Source organism: Streptomyces corchorusii (assembly GCF_001514055.1).
GTDB classification, from domain to species: domain Bacteria; phylum Actinomycetota; class Actinomycetes; order Streptomycetales; family Streptomycetaceae; genus Streptomyces; species Streptomyces olivaceoviridis.
The window spans coordinates 479,583-496,238 of the sequence record NZ_KQ948354.1; the positions used below are offsets into that span (position 1 = coordinate 479,583).

15 protein-coding genes are annotated in these 16,656 nt (G+C 69.1%); 5 read left to right on the forward strand and 10 right to left on the reverse strand.

Annotation, left to right across the window (positions count from 1 at the left end; translation table 11 throughout):
* The 10 genes from rplW to rpsL form a co-directional block, all read right to left on the reverse strand.
* Window positions 1–420, reverse strand: coding sequence for a 50S ribosomal protein L23 (gene rplW / locus AQJ11_RS12160; protein WP_030345427.1), 420 nt, complete (start codon window positions 418–420; stop codon window positions 1–3).
* Window positions 420–1,073: a 50S ribosomal protein L4 gene (gene rplD, locus AQJ11_RS12165; RefSeq protein WP_014674370.1), complete on the reverse strand. Its 654-nt coding sequence runs from the start codon at window positions 1,071–1,073 to the stop codon at window positions 420–422. The genes rplW and rplD overlap by 1 nt, the downstream gene beginning before the upstream one ends.
* A gap of 8 nt (window positions 1,074–1,081) precedes the next feature.
* Window positions 1,082–1,726: a 50S ribosomal protein L3 gene (rplC, locus tag AQJ11_RS12170; protein ID WP_014674369.1), complete on the reverse strand. Its 645-nt coding sequence runs from the start codon at window positions 1,724–1,726 to the stop codon at window positions 1,082–1,084.
* 16 nt (window positions 1,727–1,742) lie between these two features.
* Window positions 1,743–2,051 (reverse strand): 30S ribosomal protein S10, encoded by a 309-nt coding sequence (rpsJ, locus tag AQJ11_RS12175; protein WP_003948644.1) that lies wholly within the window; start codon window positions 2,049–2,051, stop codon window positions 1,743–1,745.
* Window positions 2,052–2,497: 446 nt separating this feature from the next.
* Window positions 2,498–5,554: a glycosyl hydrolase 115 family protein gene (locus AQJ11_RS12180; RefSeq protein ID WP_398780730.1), complete on the reverse strand. Its 3,057-nt coding sequence runs from the start codon at window positions 5,552–5,554 to the stop codon at window positions 2,498–2,500.
* A gap of 111 nt (window positions 5,555–5,665) precedes the next feature.
* Window positions 5,666–6,418 carry a hypothetical protein gene (locus AQJ11_RS12185; RefSeq protein WP_279616946.1) on the reverse strand — a complete coding sequence of 251 codons (753 nt, stop codon included), beginning with the start codon at window positions 6,416–6,418 and terminating at the stop codon, window positions 5,666–5,668.
* Window positions 6,419–6,574: 156 nt separating this feature from the next.
* Complete coding sequence (gene tuf, locus AQJ11_RS12190) at window positions 6,575–7,768, reverse strand: elongation factor Tu (RefSeq protein ID WP_014674366.1); 1,194 nt, start codon at window positions 7,766–7,768, stop codon at window positions 6,575–6,577.
* A 156-nt stretch (window positions 7,769–7,924) separates the two neighbouring features.
* Window positions 7,925–10,051: an elongation factor G gene (gene fusA, locus AQJ11_RS12195; protein ID WP_014674365.1), complete on the reverse strand. Its 2,127-nt coding sequence runs from the start codon at window positions 10,049–10,051 to the stop codon at window positions 7,925–7,927.
* A gap of 39 nt (window positions 10,052–10,090) precedes the next feature.
* The gene (rpsG, locus tag AQJ11_RS12200) at window positions 10,091–10,561 is read right to left on the reverse strand and encodes a 30S ribosomal protein S7 (RefSeq protein WP_014674364.1); all 471 of its coding nucleotides are present in this window, start codon (window positions 10,559–10,561) and stop codon (window positions 10,091–10,093) included.
* Between the two features lie 2 nt (window positions 10,562–10,563).
* On the reverse strand, window positions 10,564–10,935 hold the full coding sequence (gene rpsL, locus AQJ11_RS12205; protein ID WP_003948652.1) for a 30S ribosomal protein S12: 372 nt from the start codon (window positions 10,933–10,935) through the stop codon (window positions 10,564–10,566).
* Window positions 10,936–11,360: 425 nt separating this feature from the next.
* Between rpsL and AQJ11_RS12210 the strand changes: the two genes are divergently transcribed.
* The 5 genes from AQJ11_RS12210 to AQJ11_RS12230 all read left to right on the forward strand — a co-directional run bounded on the left by AQJ11_RS12210 (window position 11,361) and on the right by AQJ11_RS12230 (window position 16,648).
* Window positions 11,361–12,077 carry a Crp/Fnr family transcriptional regulator gene (locus tag AQJ11_RS12210; RefSeq protein ID WP_059263009.1) on the forward strand — a complete coding sequence of 239 codons (717 nt, stop codon included), beginning with the start codon at window positions 11,361–11,363 and terminating at the stop codon, window positions 12,075–12,077.
* Between the two features lie 140 nt (window positions 12,078–12,217).
* Complete coding sequence (locus tag AQJ11_RS12215) at window positions 12,218–12,949, forward strand: hypothetical protein (protein ID WP_059263010.1); 732 nt, start codon at window positions 12,218–12,220, stop codon at window positions 12,947–12,949.
* On the forward strand, window positions 12,946–15,063 hold the full coding sequence (locus tag AQJ11_RS12220) for a hypothetical protein (protein WP_059263011.1): 2,118 nt from the start codon (window positions 12,946–12,948) through the stop codon (window positions 15,061–15,063). The genes AQJ11_RS12215 and AQJ11_RS12220 overlap by 4 nt, the downstream gene beginning before the upstream one ends.
* Before the next feature lie 26 nt (window positions 15,064–15,089).
* Window positions 15,090–16,142, forward strand: a complete 1,053-nt coding sequence (locus AQJ11_RS12225) for a hypothetical protein (RefSeq protein ID WP_059263012.1) — start codon at window positions 15,090–15,092, stop codon at window positions 16,140–16,142.
* Window positions 16,139–16,648 (forward strand): Pycsar system effector family protein, encoded by a 510-nt coding sequence (locus AQJ11_RS12230; protein ID WP_014674359.1) that lies wholly within the window; start codon window positions 16,139–16,141, stop codon window positions 16,646–16,648. Before AQJ11_RS12225 ends, AQJ11_RS12230 begins: the two co-directional genes overlap by 4 nt.
* Window positions 16,649–16,656 lie beyond the last annotated feature (8 nt).

Here is a 16,656-nt window from a genome sequence, read left to right on the forward strand (position 1 = left end):
TTACGCGGTCGGACCGCCGAAGATGTCGATACGGTCGCCCTCGGCGAGGGTCACGATCGCGCGCTTGGTGGCCGCGCGCTGGCCGAAGCCGGTGCGGGTCCGCTTGCGCTTGCCCTGGCGGTTGATCGTGTTGACCCCGGTGACCTTGACGTCGAAGACCGCCTGGACGGCCTGCTTGATCTGGGTCTTGTTGGCGTTCGGGTCGACGATGAACGTGTACTTGTTCTCGTCGAGGAGCGCGTAGCTCTTCTCGGAGACGACCGGCTTCAGCAGGACGTCACGGGGGTCCGTGTACGACTTGCTGAGCGGGGTCTCGACGGTGTTCTTGCCCTCGGTGGCGTGACGGCGCGCCTTGGCGACGCGCGCGGCCTTGGCGGCCTTGGCGGCCTTCGAGGCGATAGCGGGGTGACGGATAGCCATCAGGCCTCGCTCCCTTCGGTGTCGTTGGCCTTCGGGCCGGCGACGAAGGACTCGAAAGCGGCCTGGGTGAAGACCACGTCGTCCGAGACGAGAACGTCGTACGTGTTCAGCTGGCCCGGCTCCAGGATGTGGACCTGGGGCAGGTTGCGGGCGGACAGCCACGCGGCCTCGTCGGCGCGGTCGACGACCAGGAGCAGGTTCTTGCGCTCCGAGATCTTGCCGAACAGCGACTTGGCGGCCTTGGTGCTGGGGTTCTCGCCCTCGACCACGCCGGAGACGACGTGGATGCGGTTGTGGCGCGCCCGGTCGGTGAGGGCACCGCGCAGGGCGGCGGCCTTCATCTTCTTCGGGGTGCGCTGCGAGTAGTCGCGCGGCACGGGACCGTGCACGACGCCACCACCGGCGAACTGCGGCGCGCGGGTCGAACCCTGGCGGGCGCGACCGGTGCCCTTCTGGCGGTACGGCTTCTTGCCGCCACCACGGACTTCACCGCGGGTCTTGGTCTTGTGCGTGCCCTGGCGGGCAGCGGCCAGCTGCGCGACGACGACCTGGTGGATCAGCGGAACGCTGACCTTGGCGTCGAAGATCTCCGCGGGGAGCTCGACGGAACCGGCCTTCTCGCCCGCCGGCGAAAGGATGTCAACAGTGCTCATCGGTTACCTCAGGCCCCCTTGGCCGCGGTGCGGACCAGGACGAGGCCGCCGTTCGGACCGGGAACCGCGCCCTTGATGAGCAGCAGACCCTTCTCCGCGTCAACGGCGTGGACGGTCAGGTTCTGGGTGGTGACCCGCTCGTTGCCCATGCGACCCGCCATGCGGAGGCCCTTGAACACACGGCCCGGGGTGGCGCAGCCACCGATGGAACCGGGGGAGCGGTGCTTGCGCTGGGTGCCGTGTCCGGCGCCGAGGCCACGGAAGTTGTGGCGCTTCATGACACCGGCGAAGCCCTTGCCCTTGCTCTTGCCGGTGACGTCGACCTTGACGCCGGCCTCGAACACCTCGGCGGTGATCTCCTGGCCGAGGGTGTACTCGCTGGCGTCAGCGGTACGGATCTCGACGAGGTGGCGGCGCGGGGTGACGTCGGCCTTGGCGAAGTGGCCCTTGAGGGGCTTGTTCACCTTGCGCGGGTCGATCTCGCCGAAGGCGATCTGGACCGACTCGTAGCCGTCGACGTCGTTCGTACGGACCTGGGTGACGACGTTGGGGCCGGCCTTGACGACGGTGACCGGAACAACACGGTTGTTCTCGTCCCACACCTGCGTCATGCCGAGCTTCTCGCCCAGGATGCCCTTGATCTGCTTAGCCATTCTCAGCCCACCAGCCTCAGAGCTTGATCTCGATGTCGACACCGGCCGGGAGGTCGAGTCGCATCAGAGAGTCAACGGTCTTGGGGGTCGGGTCGAGGATGTCGATCAGGCGCTTGTGCGTGCGCATCTCGAAGTGCTCGCGCGAGTCCTTGTACTTGTGCGGCGACTTGATGACGCAGTACACGTTCTTCTCAGTGGGCAGCGGCACCGGGCCCGCGACCGACGCACCGGTACGGGTCACCGTCTCGACGATCTTCTTCGCCGAGGAGTCGATGACCTCGTGGTCGTAGGCCTTGAGCCGGATGCGGATCTTCTGTCCCGCCATGGCTACTCAGTAGTCCTGTCTCTTCTCACGCTCTGGAACCCGGTGGTTCCTGCTTCCTCGTTCTCCGACCCACGCGGTCGGGCGTGTCGCACTCCCGCTGACACAGATGCCCCTTGTTCGAACATCCCCGCGGGATTGACACGGCCCTTCCGGAACCGCGGACCGGGGACCTCGGGCCCACCGGGCGCCTGGCCGGTGCCGCGCCCACGCTTCCCGGAAGATTCCCGTACGTCCGTCCCAGTGCTGCCCGAGGGCAGTTAGGACGACGAGTACTGTGGGACTCGCTTCCGGTCCTCCCGGCGGGAGGCGCGCAGCATCAACACTCGACCGAGCAACTCGGACAGTCTGCCATATGGGGCAGCACCTCCGCCAATCGAGCCGAAGAGATTACCCCGAAGGTGACGTAGGTCAAACCGGGGTCGGCGTGCACGGCCGGTCCAGCCGCGCTACGCGTGCTCGTCCCCCGCCCGCATGCTCTCCAGCGGCCCCAGGTACAGCTCGGGCAGCCCGCCCGTGTCGATCAGCAGGCGCTGCACCACCACCGTCGGGTCCACCATCCAGACCTTCAGCCGGTGGACACCCGGCTCCGTCACGGTGTGCGTGGTCGCCGTCGCGTTGACGTTGTCCGAGGTGTGCCGGGCCCAGACCGTGTTCAGCGCGCCGTCGTCCGCGCCCGCCGTGATGTCCACGGTCCGGATCGGACCGTCGTCCAGCGAGACGCCGTAGCGCAGGCCGGAGACACCGGGGACGGCCGGGTTCCGGGGGGACAGGTGGGCCCAGACCGTCACCTCGCCGGGGGCGGACAGCAGCGTCACCTCGTACTCCAGGCGGGGTGAGTCGCCGCCCGGGGTACGGCTCGGGGACGTCACCGGCCACGGGGTCATGCCCGCGCCGGTCCGTCCGATGCCGTCGATACGGCGCCAGGGTCCGACCGCCCGGTCGTAGTGCCCGGCGTCGATCGCCACGTAGCCGCCGGCCTCCACGAAGCCCCGCGGCCGCACACCCGACGGGCGCTGAGCCACGCACCGCACCGGCACCGACGTCCCCGCTCCGCGCACCGTCAGGGTCGCCTCAGCGCGGTCGGCGGGCAGGCGTGACCAGTCCACCCGTACCTCCAGGCGGACCTGCTGGTCCACCCGGCCGCGCGGGCGGTCCACCCGCAGCCAGGGCGCCGAGACCGAGACCTCGTACGGGAAGGGCGTACGGCCCCGGTTGAAGATCTCCACGTACTGCTGGGGGCGGGTCTGGTACGGGCTGAACGGCGGCAGGGACGCGGCCGAGGAAGAGCCTCCCGGCCACCACTCCCCCGCGTCCTGCGCGCCGTCCACCGACACGCCCAGCTCCGCCGCCCCGGGCACGTCGATGCGCCGTACCGCCGGGAAGAGGACGTCGGGCAGGGCGACGTTGTCCTTCTCCGGCTGCTGCCAGCCCGCGTTGGGGCCGTAGCGGTCGACGTCCCCGTAGTCGATGTGGGGCTGGGTCTGGAAGCCCTGCCACTTGCCGTCGGCGACACGGGAGTTGAAGCGGTCGGCGAGGGCGAGGTCCTGGCCGAGGGCGGCTTCCGCCTGTGCCGCGCGGTCGTTGGTCGCGGCCCGGCCCTGCGCCGCGTACAGCAGGTTCGTGAACTCCGCTTCCCGCAGCGCGTACAGGTTCGCGGTCGCCGTGACCGCGTAGCCGGCCAGTTCGAACCACGCGTCCCGCAGCCGCTCCGGCAGTCTGCGCTCGACGCGTTCCGCGCGGCGGCCCAGCGCGCGCCACTCCTCGGTGACCCGCTCCAGTTCCCGGTGCGCGAAGTAGTACGGGCTCTGCCGGTCGTCGTACACGACCTGGTCGCCGGAGAGGGTGATCCGGCGGTTCAGCAGCTCCGGCTTGCGGCGGGCCTGGAGCCGGCCGTAGGCCGCCAGCAGCGACGCGATCTCCTTCGCCTGCGCCTCGCCGAAGTTCTGGCGGGCGTAGCGCTCCTCCCACGCGCCGAGGCGCTCCAGCGGCCAGGCGTCGGGGTTCCAGGCGTAGTCGAGGAAGAACTCCGTCGGCAGCTCGTTGCCCTTCAGGTCGCCGACGTTGACCACCCACAGGCCGTGGTTGCCGTAGGCGTGGGCCTGGTGGAGCTGGTCCCAGACGTTCCTGAGGTTCGCGGTGTCGACCCACTTGTAGTTGCGGCCGGCGCCGACGTAGTCGAAGTGGTAGTAGAGGCCGTACCCGCCGGCGCGGGGGCTGTCCGGGTGCTTGCGGATGTTGCCCCAGTTGTCGTCCGTGAGGACCACGGTGACGTCGTCCGGGGCGCGCAGGCCGCGGTCCCAGTAGCGCTGGACCTCCTTGTAGAGGGTCCACACCTGGGGGGTCTCGGCCGCCGGCCTGCCGGTCACCTCCTCGATGATGCGGCGCTGGTCGGCGATGATCTGCTCCATCAGTTCGATGCCGTCGCCGTCGGGCAGGCCGGTGTCGCCGTTGCCGCGCATGCCGAGGGTGACGACGCCCTCGAAGCCCTGGTCGACCATGCGCTGGATGCCGGCGCGCCAGTACGCGCGGACCGCCTCCGGGTTGCGGCGGTACGACCACTCCCCCGTGCCTCCGTAGGGGTCGGTCCCGGAGCCGGCGTGCCGGTTCCACTCCTCGATGCCCCGCATCATCGGCGCCTCGTGGGACGTGCCCATGACGATGCCGTACTCGGCCGCGCGCCGGTGGTTGTCCGGGTCGTCCTCCGCGAACGCCCGGCCCCACACCGCCGGCCACAGGTAGTTGCCCTTCAGACGCAGCAGGACCTCGAAGACCTTCGCGTAGAAGTCGGCGGTGAAGCCGCCCGGGTAGCCCGGTGCCTTCCCCTGGCCGAAGTAGGCCGGTGCCCAGGTGCCGAGCGCCGGGTTCTCGTCGTTGATGAAGACGCCCCGGTACTTCACCACCGGAGTCCCCTGGGTGAAGCGGCCGGGCTTCACCCAGACCGCGTCGCGCCGGGCCGGCGGTACGTCGTCCCACCAGTGCCAGGGCGAGACCCCGATGCCGTACGAGACGTCGTACGCCCCGAAGATCGTGCCCCGCGGGTCGCTGCCCGCGATGACGAACGCCCGCTCCACACCGGGCATCGGGTGCTCCACGACCGTCTGGAGCGAGGTCTCCCACCTGCCCCGCACGCCCGTGACGTCGAGCTTCCCGGACCGGATCAGGCCGTCGACGAGCGGGCTGCGGCCGATCGTGCCGAGCAGGACCGGGTAGCGGCCGATCGTCGTGCCGGGTCGGACGCCGGTCACCCGCGCGAGGTCGTCCCGGAGGTCCCCGGCCACCCGCACCACCCCGGGGTGGTCCTCCGCGCTCACCACCACGGGCGCGCCGACCAGGGAGAACACCCCGCCCGTGAACGAGATGTACGCCCCCGGGTCCGTCACCCGGAGCCCGTCCCCCGCGGCGGCGGACGCGGCCCCACAAGCCCCCACGGGCATCGTGGCCAGCCCGGCGCCCAGGACCGTCCCGCCGAGCACCGTCCTACGGCTGACGTGCGCAGACGACATACCTCACCCCTCCAGCCCCTCCGGCATCTATTTGCTCACCGGCATGACAAATAGTGGAGGGACGCGGGGGCAGGGGGAACGGGTCGTACGCGCCGAATAGTTTCGAAGCCGTCAGTACGCCGTGCCCGCGAGCATGAAGCCGTCCTCCGGCACCAGATTGTTGGCGCTGAGCAGGCTGCCGCCCAGCGGGAGGCCGAGCGACCTGCGCTGCGCTCCGATCGCCGGGTCACGCACCGACACGGTCAGGGTGTAGGCCGGCTGCCCGGTGATGGTGTTCGAGGAGTCGATCGGCGCCTGGAGCCTCTGCATCACGTCCCTCGCGTCCTGCCCGGGGCACAGCGCCTCCAGCGGCAGGGACACCTGGGCGCTGTCGCGCGTGCCCGACTTCGTGGCGGAGTCCCAGGTGACGGGCAGGCCGTGCGCTCCGCCGACCAGCCCCCGCGGGCCCTCGATCTCCACGGCGACGCCCTCGCCGCCCAGGGTCCGCGACAGCTCCAGCGATCCCTTGGGGCCCGGTGCGAAGAGCAGGCCGATGGTGAAGCGGCCGGGGGCGCGGGACGGCTTCTCGTAGCCGTAGGAGCCGAGGACGAGCCGCGGGCCGGGCACCGGGGCCGGGGACTCCGCCGCGGGGGGTGCGGACGCGGACGCGGGCAGCGGGAAGTAGTGGTAGCCCTCGGCCCCGCACCGGCCGCCGTCGGAGAAGCCGCCTCCCGGCAGCGCGATCGTGCGGGCCGGGCCCGTCACGGCCGAAGCGCCCCAGGAGAACAGGCCCTGCTGCCACGCCATGGCGATCACCACGGCCGCCACGGCCAGCCAGGGGACGACGGTTTGCAGCCCCGCGTGTATCAAGGTCCTCTTCCTCACCCGGAGAACCGTATGCGGTTACGGGTGGGACGTACGAAGAGGGCCGTGGACATACGAAGAGGCCCGTACGACCGGAGTCGTACGGGCCTCTCGCAGGTCGAGACCTTCGGGTCAGGAACTGACCCTCAAGCCATCAAGCCCGCAAGCAAGCGGAACTTACTTGACGATCTTGGTGACCTGGCCGGCGCCCACGGTGCGGCCACCCTCACGGATGGCGAACTTCAGGCCCTCTTCCATGGCGACGGGCTGGATGAGCTCCACCTTCATCTCGGTGTTGTCACCCGGCATGACCATCTCGGTGCCCTCGGGGAGGGTCACCACGCCGGTCACGTCCGTCGTACGGAAGTAGAACTGCGGACGGTAGTTGTTGAAGAACGGCGTGTGGCGGCCACCCTCGTCCTTGGACAGGATGTAGGCCTGCGCCTCGAACTCGGTGTGCGGGGTGACCGAGCCCGGCTTGATGATGACCTGGCCGCGCTCGACGTCCTCGCGCTTGATGCCACGGAGGAGCAGACCGACGTTCTCACCGGCCTGGCCCTCGTCGAGCAGCTTGCGGAACATCTCGATGCCGGTGACCGTGGTGGTGGTCTTCTCGGTCTTGATGCCGATGATGTCGACGGTCTCGTTGACCTTGAGGACACCACGCTCGATACGGCCGGTGACGACCGTACCGCGACCGGTGATCGTGAAGACGTCCTCGATCGGCATGAGGAACGGCTTGTCGACGTCGCGCTCCGGCTGCGGGATCGACTCGTCGACGGCCTTCATCAGGTTGAGGACGGAGTCCACCCACTCCTGCTCGCCCTCAAGGGCCTTGAGCGCGGAGACCTTGACGACCGGGACGTCGTCGCCGGGGAACTCGTACTCGGAGAGGAGCTCACGGACCTCAAGCTCAACGAGCTCCAGGATCTCCTCGTCGTCCACCATGTCGGCCTTGTTCAGGGCGACGACAATGTACGGAACGCCGACCTGGCGGGCCAGGAGCACGTGCTCCTTGGTCTGCGGCATCGGGCCGTCGGTGGCGGCGACCACGAGGATGGCGCCGTCCATCTGCGCCGCACCCGTGATCATGTTCTTGATGTAGTCCGCGTGACCCGGGCAGTCGACGTGGGCGTAGTGACGCGCCTCGGTCTGGTACTCGACGTGCGCGATGGAGATGGTGATACCGCGCTGACGCTCCTCAGGAGCCTTGTCGATGTTGTCGAACGGGGTGGCCTCGTTCAGGTCCGGGTACGCGTCGTGCAGCACCTTGGTAATGGCGGCCGTGAGGGTCGTCTTACCGTGGTCGATGTGACCGATGGTGCCGATGTTGACGTGCGGCTTAGTCCGCTCGAACTTCGCCTTCGCCACTGGGGTCCTCCTGTGGAGTGGTTCTGTACGCCTTACTTCATCGGCGCCAGGTGATCTTTGCTGTAAAGGCCCGGAACCCGGGGCAAACGCTCACGATTGCGGACGTTTGCCCCTGGAGGCTCCGGAGTCAAGCCTACGGCGTGTGAACGCGGTGCGTTACTCGCCCTTGGCCTTCGCGATGATCTCCTCGGCGACGTTCCGCGGAACCTCGGCGTAGGAGTCGAACTGCATCGAGTAGCTTGCGCGACCCGACGTCTTGCTGCGGAGGTCGCCGACGTAGCCGAACATCTCCGACAGGGGCACGAGGCCCTTCACGACGCGGGCACCAGCCCGCTCCTCCATGGCCTGGATCTGGCCACGGCGGGAGTTGATGTCGCCGATGACCTCACCCATGTAGTCCTCGGGCGTGGTGACCTCGACGGCCATCATCGGCTCAAGGAGCACGGGCGAAGCCTTGCGCGCGGCCTCCTTGAAGGCCTGCGAACCGGCGATCTTGAAGGCGAGCTCGGAGGAGTCGACCTCATGGTAGGCACCGTCGTGCAGGATCACGCGGACACCGGTCATCTCGTAACCGGCGAGGATGCCGAACTGCATGGCCTCCTGCGCACCGGCGTCCACCGAAGGGATGTACTCCTTCGGGATGCGGCCACCGGTCACCTTGTTCACGAACTCGTACGAGGTGTCGCCACCCTCGATCGGCTCGATGCCGATCTGCACCTTCGCGAACTGACCGGTACCACCGGTCTGCTTCTTGTGCGTGTAGTCGACGCGCTCGACGGCCTTGCGGATCGTCTCGCGGTAGGCCACCTGCGGCTTGCCGACGTTGGCCTCGACCTTGAACTCGCGCTTCATGCGGTCCACGAGGACCTCAAGGTGAAGCTCGCCCATACCGCCGATGACGGTCTGGCCGGTCTCCTCGTTGGTGTGCACCTGGAAGGAGGGGTCCTCCTCCGCGAGACGCTGGATGGCGACACCCAGCTTCTCCTGGTCACCCTTGGACTTGGGCTCGATCGCGACCTCGATGACCGGCGCCGGGAAGTCCATGGACTCCAGGATCACCGGGTTCTTCTCGTCGCTGAGCGTCTCACCGGTGGTGGTCTGCTTCAGGCCCATGACGGCGACGATGTCGCCGGCGCCCACCGAGTCGATCTCCTCACGCTTGTTGGCGTGCATGCGGTAGATCTTGCCGATGCGCTCCTTGCGGCCCTTGACGGAGTTCAGCACGGCGGTGCCGGACTCCAGGCGGCCGGAGTACACGCGGACGAAGGTGAGCTTGCCCAGGTGCGGGTCGCTCATGATCTTGAACGCCAGCGCCGAAAGCGGCTCGTCGTCGGACGGCTTGCGCTTGACGACCTCCTCCGGGTTGTTGACCGCGTGGCCTTCGATGGCCTCGATGTCGACCGGGGACGGCAGGTAGCGCACGACCGCGTCGAGCAGGGGCTGGACGCCCTTGTTCTTGAACGCGGTACCGCAGAACACGGGGGTGACGGTGGTGCCGTCGCCCTTGCCGGAGGCGATGGTGATCCGACGGATCGCGGCGTACAGCTGCTCCACGGAGGGCTCCTCGCCCTCCAGGTACAGCTCCATGATCTCTTCGTCGTTCTCGGCCACGGCCTCGATCAGCTTGCCGCGGTACTCCTCGGCAGCCTCGGTGTGGGTGTCCGGGATGTCGACGATGTCGTACATCTCGCCCTTGGTGGCCTCGGCGGACCACACGAAGGCCTTCATCGTCACCAGGTCGACGACGCCCTTGAAGTCCGCCTCGGCACCGATCGGCAGCTGCATGACCAGCGGCTGCGCGCCCAGACGGTCGGAGATCATGTCGACACAGCGGTGGAACTCGGCACCGGTGCGGTCGAGCTTGTTGACGAAGCAGATACGCGGGACGCCGTAGCGGTCCGCCTGACGCCACACCGTCTCGGACTGGGGCTCAACGCCGGCGACGCCGTCGAACACCGTGACAGCACCGTCGAGCACGCGCAGGGAGCGCTCCACCTCGACGGTGAAGTCGACGTGACCCGGAGTGTCGATGATGTTGATGGTGTGGTCGACGTCTTCCAGCGACCAGTGACAGGTGGTGGCAGCAGAGGTGATCGTGATGCCACGCTCCTGCTCCTGCTCCATCCAGTCCATGGTGGCAGCGCCGTCGTGGACCTCACCGATCTTGTAAGACACACCGGTGTAGAACAGGATCCGCTCGGTGGTGGTCGTCTTGCCCGCGTCGATGTGGGCCATGATGCCGATGTTGCGCACCTTGGCCAGGTCAAGTGAAGTGGTAGCCATAAGGCTTCAGTCTTCTCTCGGTCTCGATGTGGGTAGCGACTACCAGCGGTAGTGCGCGAAGGCCTTGTTGGACTCGGCCATCTTGTGGGTGTCCTCGCGCTTCTTCACGGCCGCACCGAGGCCGTTGGAGGCGTCGAGAAGCTCGTTGAGGAGGCGCTCGGTCATGGTCTTCTCGCGACGGGCGCGGGAGTAACCGACCAGCCAGCGCAGCGCCAGGGTGTTGGCACGGCCGGGCTTGACCTCGACCGGAACCTGGTAGGTGGCGCCACCGACACGGCGGGACTTGACCTCAAGGGTCGGCTTGATGTTCTCAAGAGCGCGCTTGAGCGTGATGACCGGGTCGTTGCCGGTCTTCTCGCGCAGGCCCTCCATGGCGCCGTAGACGATGCGCTCGGCGGTGGAGCGCTTGCCGTTCAGCAGCACCTTGTTGATCAGGGAGGTCACCAGAGGAGAGCTGTAGACCGGGTCGATGATGACCGGACGCTTCGGGGCGGGGCCCTTACGAGGCATTCTTACTTCTCCTTCTTGGCGCCGTAACGGCTGCGAGCCTGCTTGCGGTTCTTGACACCCTGGGTGTCGAGCGAGCCGCGGATGATCTTGTAGCGAACACCCGGCAGGTCCTTCACACGGCCGCCGCGCACGAGCACGATGGAGTGCTCCTGCAGGTTGTGTCCCTCACCCGGAATGTAAGCGGTGACCTCGATGCCGCTGGTCAGACGCACACGCGCGACCTTGCGGAGGGCCGAGTTCGGCTTCTTCGGGGTGGTCGTGAACACACGCGTGCAGACGCCGCGACGCTGAGGGGAACCCTCAAGTGCGGGCGTCTTGTTCTTCTCGACCTTGTCCTGCCGGCCCTTGCGGACCAGCTGCTGGATCGTAGGCACTACTTCTCCGGTTTCTGTGTGCCGATGGGTACAGCTAACCTGGAACGTCGCCGACCCACGCGGTCGGGTGTGTCGAATCCGCCAGACTCCCGCCGCAAGGCGAAAAGGGCGCAGATTACGGTGGCCGGTCACGGCTCGCCATGCGGTTTGCAGGCACGCACAGGAGCCAGGGCACACCCCAGGCACAAGGTCTGAGCGTACCTACCTCATTCGCTGCGGTCAAAACAAATGGGGTGCGGGGGTCTCCGGCTGCGTGTGCTGTCAAGCCCGCGTGGCCTAGGTGATCTTCGAATCCACGCTCCGGACCGGGGACCGGCCCGTCGTCGGCCCGCGCGGCTGATTGTCGCGGGTCGCCCCCATGAGCACTTCAAGTACGTTGGCTGGTTGCTTCAACGCAGCGGGTCGGCGGGGCACGGGAGGGTGCGATGGCCGGGGGGCGCACACGCGCGTGGGAGGACGACGGATTCGACGACGCCGTGCCCTTCCTCGCACGACTGGAGAAGGAGGACCGGGTCGCCCTGCTGGCGACCGGCCGACCGTTGCGGTACCAGGCTCGTGCCGTCCTCATGCACCAGGCCGAGCCTTCCACCCATGTCGTGCTGGTGCTGCACGGCTGGACCAAGGTGACGGCCACCGCGGCCAACGGCTACGAGGCTCTGCTCGCTCTGCGCGGGCCCGGTGACATCCTCGGCGAGGGTGCGGCGCTGAGCGGCCGGTACCGTGCGGCGACGGTGACGGCTCTGGAGCCCGTGGAAGCGGTGGTGATCGATCAGGGGCGCTTCACCACCTTCCTGGCGGAGAACCCACCCGTGGCCCTTCAACTGCTGAGCCTGACCACCGACCGGCAGCGATCCACCGATCGGCACCGACTGCAATGGGCCGCCCTCAGCGTGCGCGAACGGCTGGCCGTCCTGCTGCTCGAACTGCTCCGCACGCACGGCACCCGAACCGACGAGGGGATCGAACTCACCATCGGTCTGAGCCAGCAGGAGTTCGCCGGCTCGGTCGGCTCGTCGAGAGAAGCGGTGGCCCGGCTCCTCAAGGAACTGCGTACCCGGGAGGTGCTCGTCACTCGGCGGCGGCGCATCGTCGTGCTCCGTCCCGATGTGCTGCGCCGCATCGCCGGCGAGGGCGCCGGCTGACACGGACGCACCGTCCCCTGACGCACGCCTGGCGCGGCCTGTCTGTGCACACGGTCACACTCCGTCCGCGTCATCCCCCCTCCGTCGCACGGCCTCGGACCGTCATCGTGCCGGTACACACACGAGCACGAGAGGCCGAGATGACCGATCCCGTGTACCGCACCATCCTGCTCTTCGACATCGAACAGTTCGGCTCACGTGACGACGTGGAGCAGGCCTACCTGCGCCGGGTCCTCTACGACGTCGTCGACGCCACCCTGGCCGCCGCCGACGTGGACGAGACGGCCTCCCTGCGCGCCGACCGCGGTGACTCCGTCATGGAACTCATCGACGCCCGGGTCTCCGTCCCCGCCCTGCTGAAGACCCTCCTCACAGAGACGCCCTCCCAGCTCCACAGCAAGAACCGCCTGCTCGCCAGCAGCGCCCGGATGCGCCTGCGCATCGTTCTCTCCTCCGGTTACGTGGCCGTCGACGAGCTGGACGGCTGGGTCGGATCGGACCTCAACCACGCGGTACGCCTCCTGAACGCCGACGTCCTGCGGGCCGCCCTCGAACAGCGGGACGGCGACTGCGTGCTGTGCGTGTCCGACGGTGTCCACAGCGGCGTCGTCCGGCACGGTCCCCTCGGCGTCCGCCCCGGCGACTTCCACCGCATCACGGTGGACACCAAGGAGGGGCCGTCGGTGGCCTGGCTGCACGGCGCCCCGGCCCGGGCCGCCGCGCCGGGCGCGCCCGGTACCCGCTCCCCCGACGCCACTGCAGGCGCTCCGGTGTCTCACACCAGCGTCGCCGGGGACCAGTACGGCGTCACCGGCGGCTTCGTGAACGGCGACCTCCGCTTCGACCGCCCCGGCCGGGGTGACCGCGGATGAGCCAGGAGACGGCAGCTCCCGCCGCACCGGCCGAGGAACAACCCCCACGGGATGGGGAGAATCAGGAGGACCAGGCCGAGGAGACACCGGAACGGCAACGGCAGGAGGCCTGGGCCGCGCGCAAGGCGCTGATCCAGCACGGTCCGTCGTACGTCATGTCCCTGGACCGCACCGCCTCCGCCACTCAGGTCGGCCGCGACCAGTTCGGCGTCAGCGGCGGCACGGTCCACGGCAATGTGAACAACTACTTCGGTCCTGCCGCCGAACACACCGAGCACTTCGCCGGTGTGGTTCCGCCGGAGAGGACGGCGGAGCTGGCGGACGTCTTCCGTGGCTGCCCGAGCTTCGACGAGGCGCTCGACCGGCTCCGCACCGACAAGGTCGTGGTCCTGTCCGGCGGGCGGGACTCGGGCCGCCAGTCCGCCGCCCTGATGCTGTTGCACCGGGTGGCGGGCGGGACCGTGCGCAATCTGGTCCAGCCCGGTTCGCTGCCCGCGCTGCTCGCCCGTTTGGACAGCGCGGACGGATACCTCCTGCTGAACTTCGCCGCCCCCAGGAGCAACCCGCTGCGCGAGTCCCACCTGCTCGGCCTGCGTGACCGGCTGGTGCGCTCGGGGGGCCACCTGGTGATCACGGTGGAGCCGTCGGCGGCCCTGGACGACGTTCCGTTCGTCCGGTGGGAACCACCGCCCGCCGAGGAGATACTGCACGCCCACGTCACCTCGCGGGTCGGAGAAGCGGCGTGGCCGGAGCTGTGCGGGCTGGCCGCGGTGAAGGAGTTCGTCGCCCGGCAGCACCCGCCGGCCGCGATCGAGCAGTTCGCCCAGCGACTCGTCGCCGTGCACCGCGGTGAGGCCGGCGAGCAAGCCTTGGCCGCCTTCAGCGAGCAGGCCGTGGAGGCGCAGGTCACCCGTTGGCTCACGGATGACCAGCGCGAGCTGCGCGACAAGGCGTTCCTGATCTCGCTCGCCGTCTTCGACAAGGCGCCGTACGCGGTGGCCGCCGAACTCTCCGACGTGCTCTACGCCGGGCTCCAGCACACGGCCGACCCCCGCCAGTTGCCGGTCATCCCGGTGTTCGGAAGTTCCCGCGAGGACCGGCTGGCCCTCGCCCACGCGCGGGGCTACATGGGCACGGAGGTCACCGAGTGGGGCGTGCTGGGCCAGTTCATCGCCGAGTTCCGTGAGGAGCGCACGGCCAAGGCGCTGCTGGCGGCCGTGTGGAACCTCCATCCCTCCGCCCGGACCGCCCTCGTCAAGTGGATCAGACGGCTCGCCGAGGACGGTCGCCCCCTCGTACGCACCCGGGCGGCTTCGGCGACCGCGCTGCTCGCCGAAGCCGACTTCTCGTCCACCATGGCCCACCTCATCGAGCCATGGGCGGACGATCCCGATCCCGGCTCCTGGCTCACCGCGGCCAATGCCCTCACCCTGGCCCACCTGCTGGAGGTCGAGACCGTCCTGCCGGTCCTGCGGGAATGGTGCACCGGGGAAGTCGAACGACGCCGCTGGACGGCGATCCGGGCCTACGGCCTGCTGGGTCCGGTGGTGCCGGAGGAAACCCTGGACGTCCTTCTGCACGCCGTCCAGTCCAACCCCGACCCGGTCGACGAGGACGGCAAACCAACGGAAGCCGGCCGGCAGTTCGCCGACGCCCTCGAACTCTTGCTCCTCGCGGTGCGGGAACAGGTGCTGGGCGCGCTCGCCGAGCGCTTGGACAGCGAACGCACGGTCCGCACCTACGCGTGCCTCGCCTTCCTCCAGGCCTGCAAACAGACCGAAGAGCCCGGCGACCGCCCGTTGGTCCTGCACTGGTACGCGGACGCCGTCACCGCGGGCGACACGACCACGGCCCGGCACCTGACCGCCTTCTGGAAGGCGCTGCTGGCCGACCGCGTGTGCGGCGAACAGGCCCTGGACGTTCTCCGCTCCTGGGTGCGCAGGGCCGACGGCATGCCGGAGACCGAATCGGCTCTTGCCGTCCTGCTGCGTCACATCACCGAGCTGCCCCCCAACGATCACCGCGTCGGCCACCTCCTGCGCACGCTCCGCGACTCCCGGGTGGCCCCCTCACCAGCCGCCGCCCGGCTGCTGGACCACCTGTCAGCCCACTGATGCCACGCAAGCGAAGGAGACCGACCATGGAAGCGCCCGGCGAGCCCGTACGCCCCGCTGCGACCGAACCGTCGGCAGCCGCCCCCGAGCGGCTCGACTGGTTCCGTCAGCAGCCCGAGCACCCCGGTCCCGAGCATCCGCACCCCGATCCGGTCCGTACGGTCTGGCAGCTCCCGCGCTTCCGGCTCGGCAGCCGGCGGTTCACCGGGCGGATCGACCACGCTCTGGTCTGCGCCACCCGCAGGGGAACGTACGACACCTTCCTCCCGCCCGACCGGCCCACGTCCGTGCGGCGCTACGTCGCCTTGTACGAGGTGAGTACCGATCCGCACAGCTTCCGCTTACAGGTGCCGTTGCCCAGCCTCGTCAACAGTTTCGAGTTCGAGGTCACCGCCGACGTGACATGGCGCGTCGTCACTCCGGAGTGGTTCGTCAGGAGCCAGGAGCGGGACGTGCCGGGCCTCGTGTCCCGGAAACTGCTGCCGGAGATGCGGGCCGCCTCACGCAGGCACCGCATCGAGGAGAGCGCCGCGGCCGAACGGGCCGTGCAGGAGGCGGTCGGCGACGCCTCGTGGATCGGCAGGGACGAGGGGCTGCGGGTCGACTGTGCCGTACGGCTGCGGAGAGATGCCGCCGAGCGGTCCCACCAGGCGAGGCTGCGCACCGCTCGGCACGAGGCCGAGGCCGTGGGGTCGGAGCACAGGGCGGCCCTGATCCGCGAACAGCTCGAAGCCACGCGCCGGGCCGAGAGGATCGCGTTCTACGAGGAACAGCTGGCCAAGGGTGGCCACGCCGCTCTCGCCCTGCACCTGGCCGTGCACCCCGACGACACCCCGAAGGTCCTGGCCCATCTGAGCGAGGAACAGACGAAGCTGGTGGACCACCAACTGAGTCTGATCGGCCAGGTACTGGAGAAGGGGCGGCTGGAGGACTACCTGATGGCAGGCCCTCACCAGGAGATCGCCGCTCGGATGACAGCCCTGCTGCGGGCCACGGCCCTTTCCGATCAGGCCGCTCAGGCGACCGCAGAGGCACCGAGGCAGCCACTGGCCGAGAAGCGACCGGAGCCGTACGCATGAGGCCGGCACGGTCCGCTTGGAACAGCCCCGAGGTACAGGCGGGCACACGGCTGCTCGCCGACCTGCGTGCCGAAATCACTCGGGCGGATGCCAAGGCCGCCGTCCTCGTCGGTGTGCTCGGCCTGACGAGCGGTGCCCTCGCCGTGCTGCCGGCCAGGCGCGCGCACCGCGCACCGCCGGCCGTCGCCCTCCTGTGGTGGACCGGAGCCGCCTGCCTGGTCATCGCGCTCTTCGCGCTGCTCCTGGCGGTCGTCCCCCGTGGCACAACCCACCAGTGGGAGTCGGGCCGCCCACTGACCTATTTCGGAGACATTCAACGTGCGGTGCGGACCGGTGAGCTGACCACGGCATTGGCGGAGACCGGCCGGGATCCCTTGCGGGCCGTGCTCCTCTCCCTCACCGAGGCCAGCCGCATCGCCGCGCGCAAACACCTGTGGATCCGGCGGGGTCTGATCGCTTTCGCCGCTGCCGCGCTGCTGCTTCCCGGCTCACTGCTCTTCGCCTGACGCCCTCG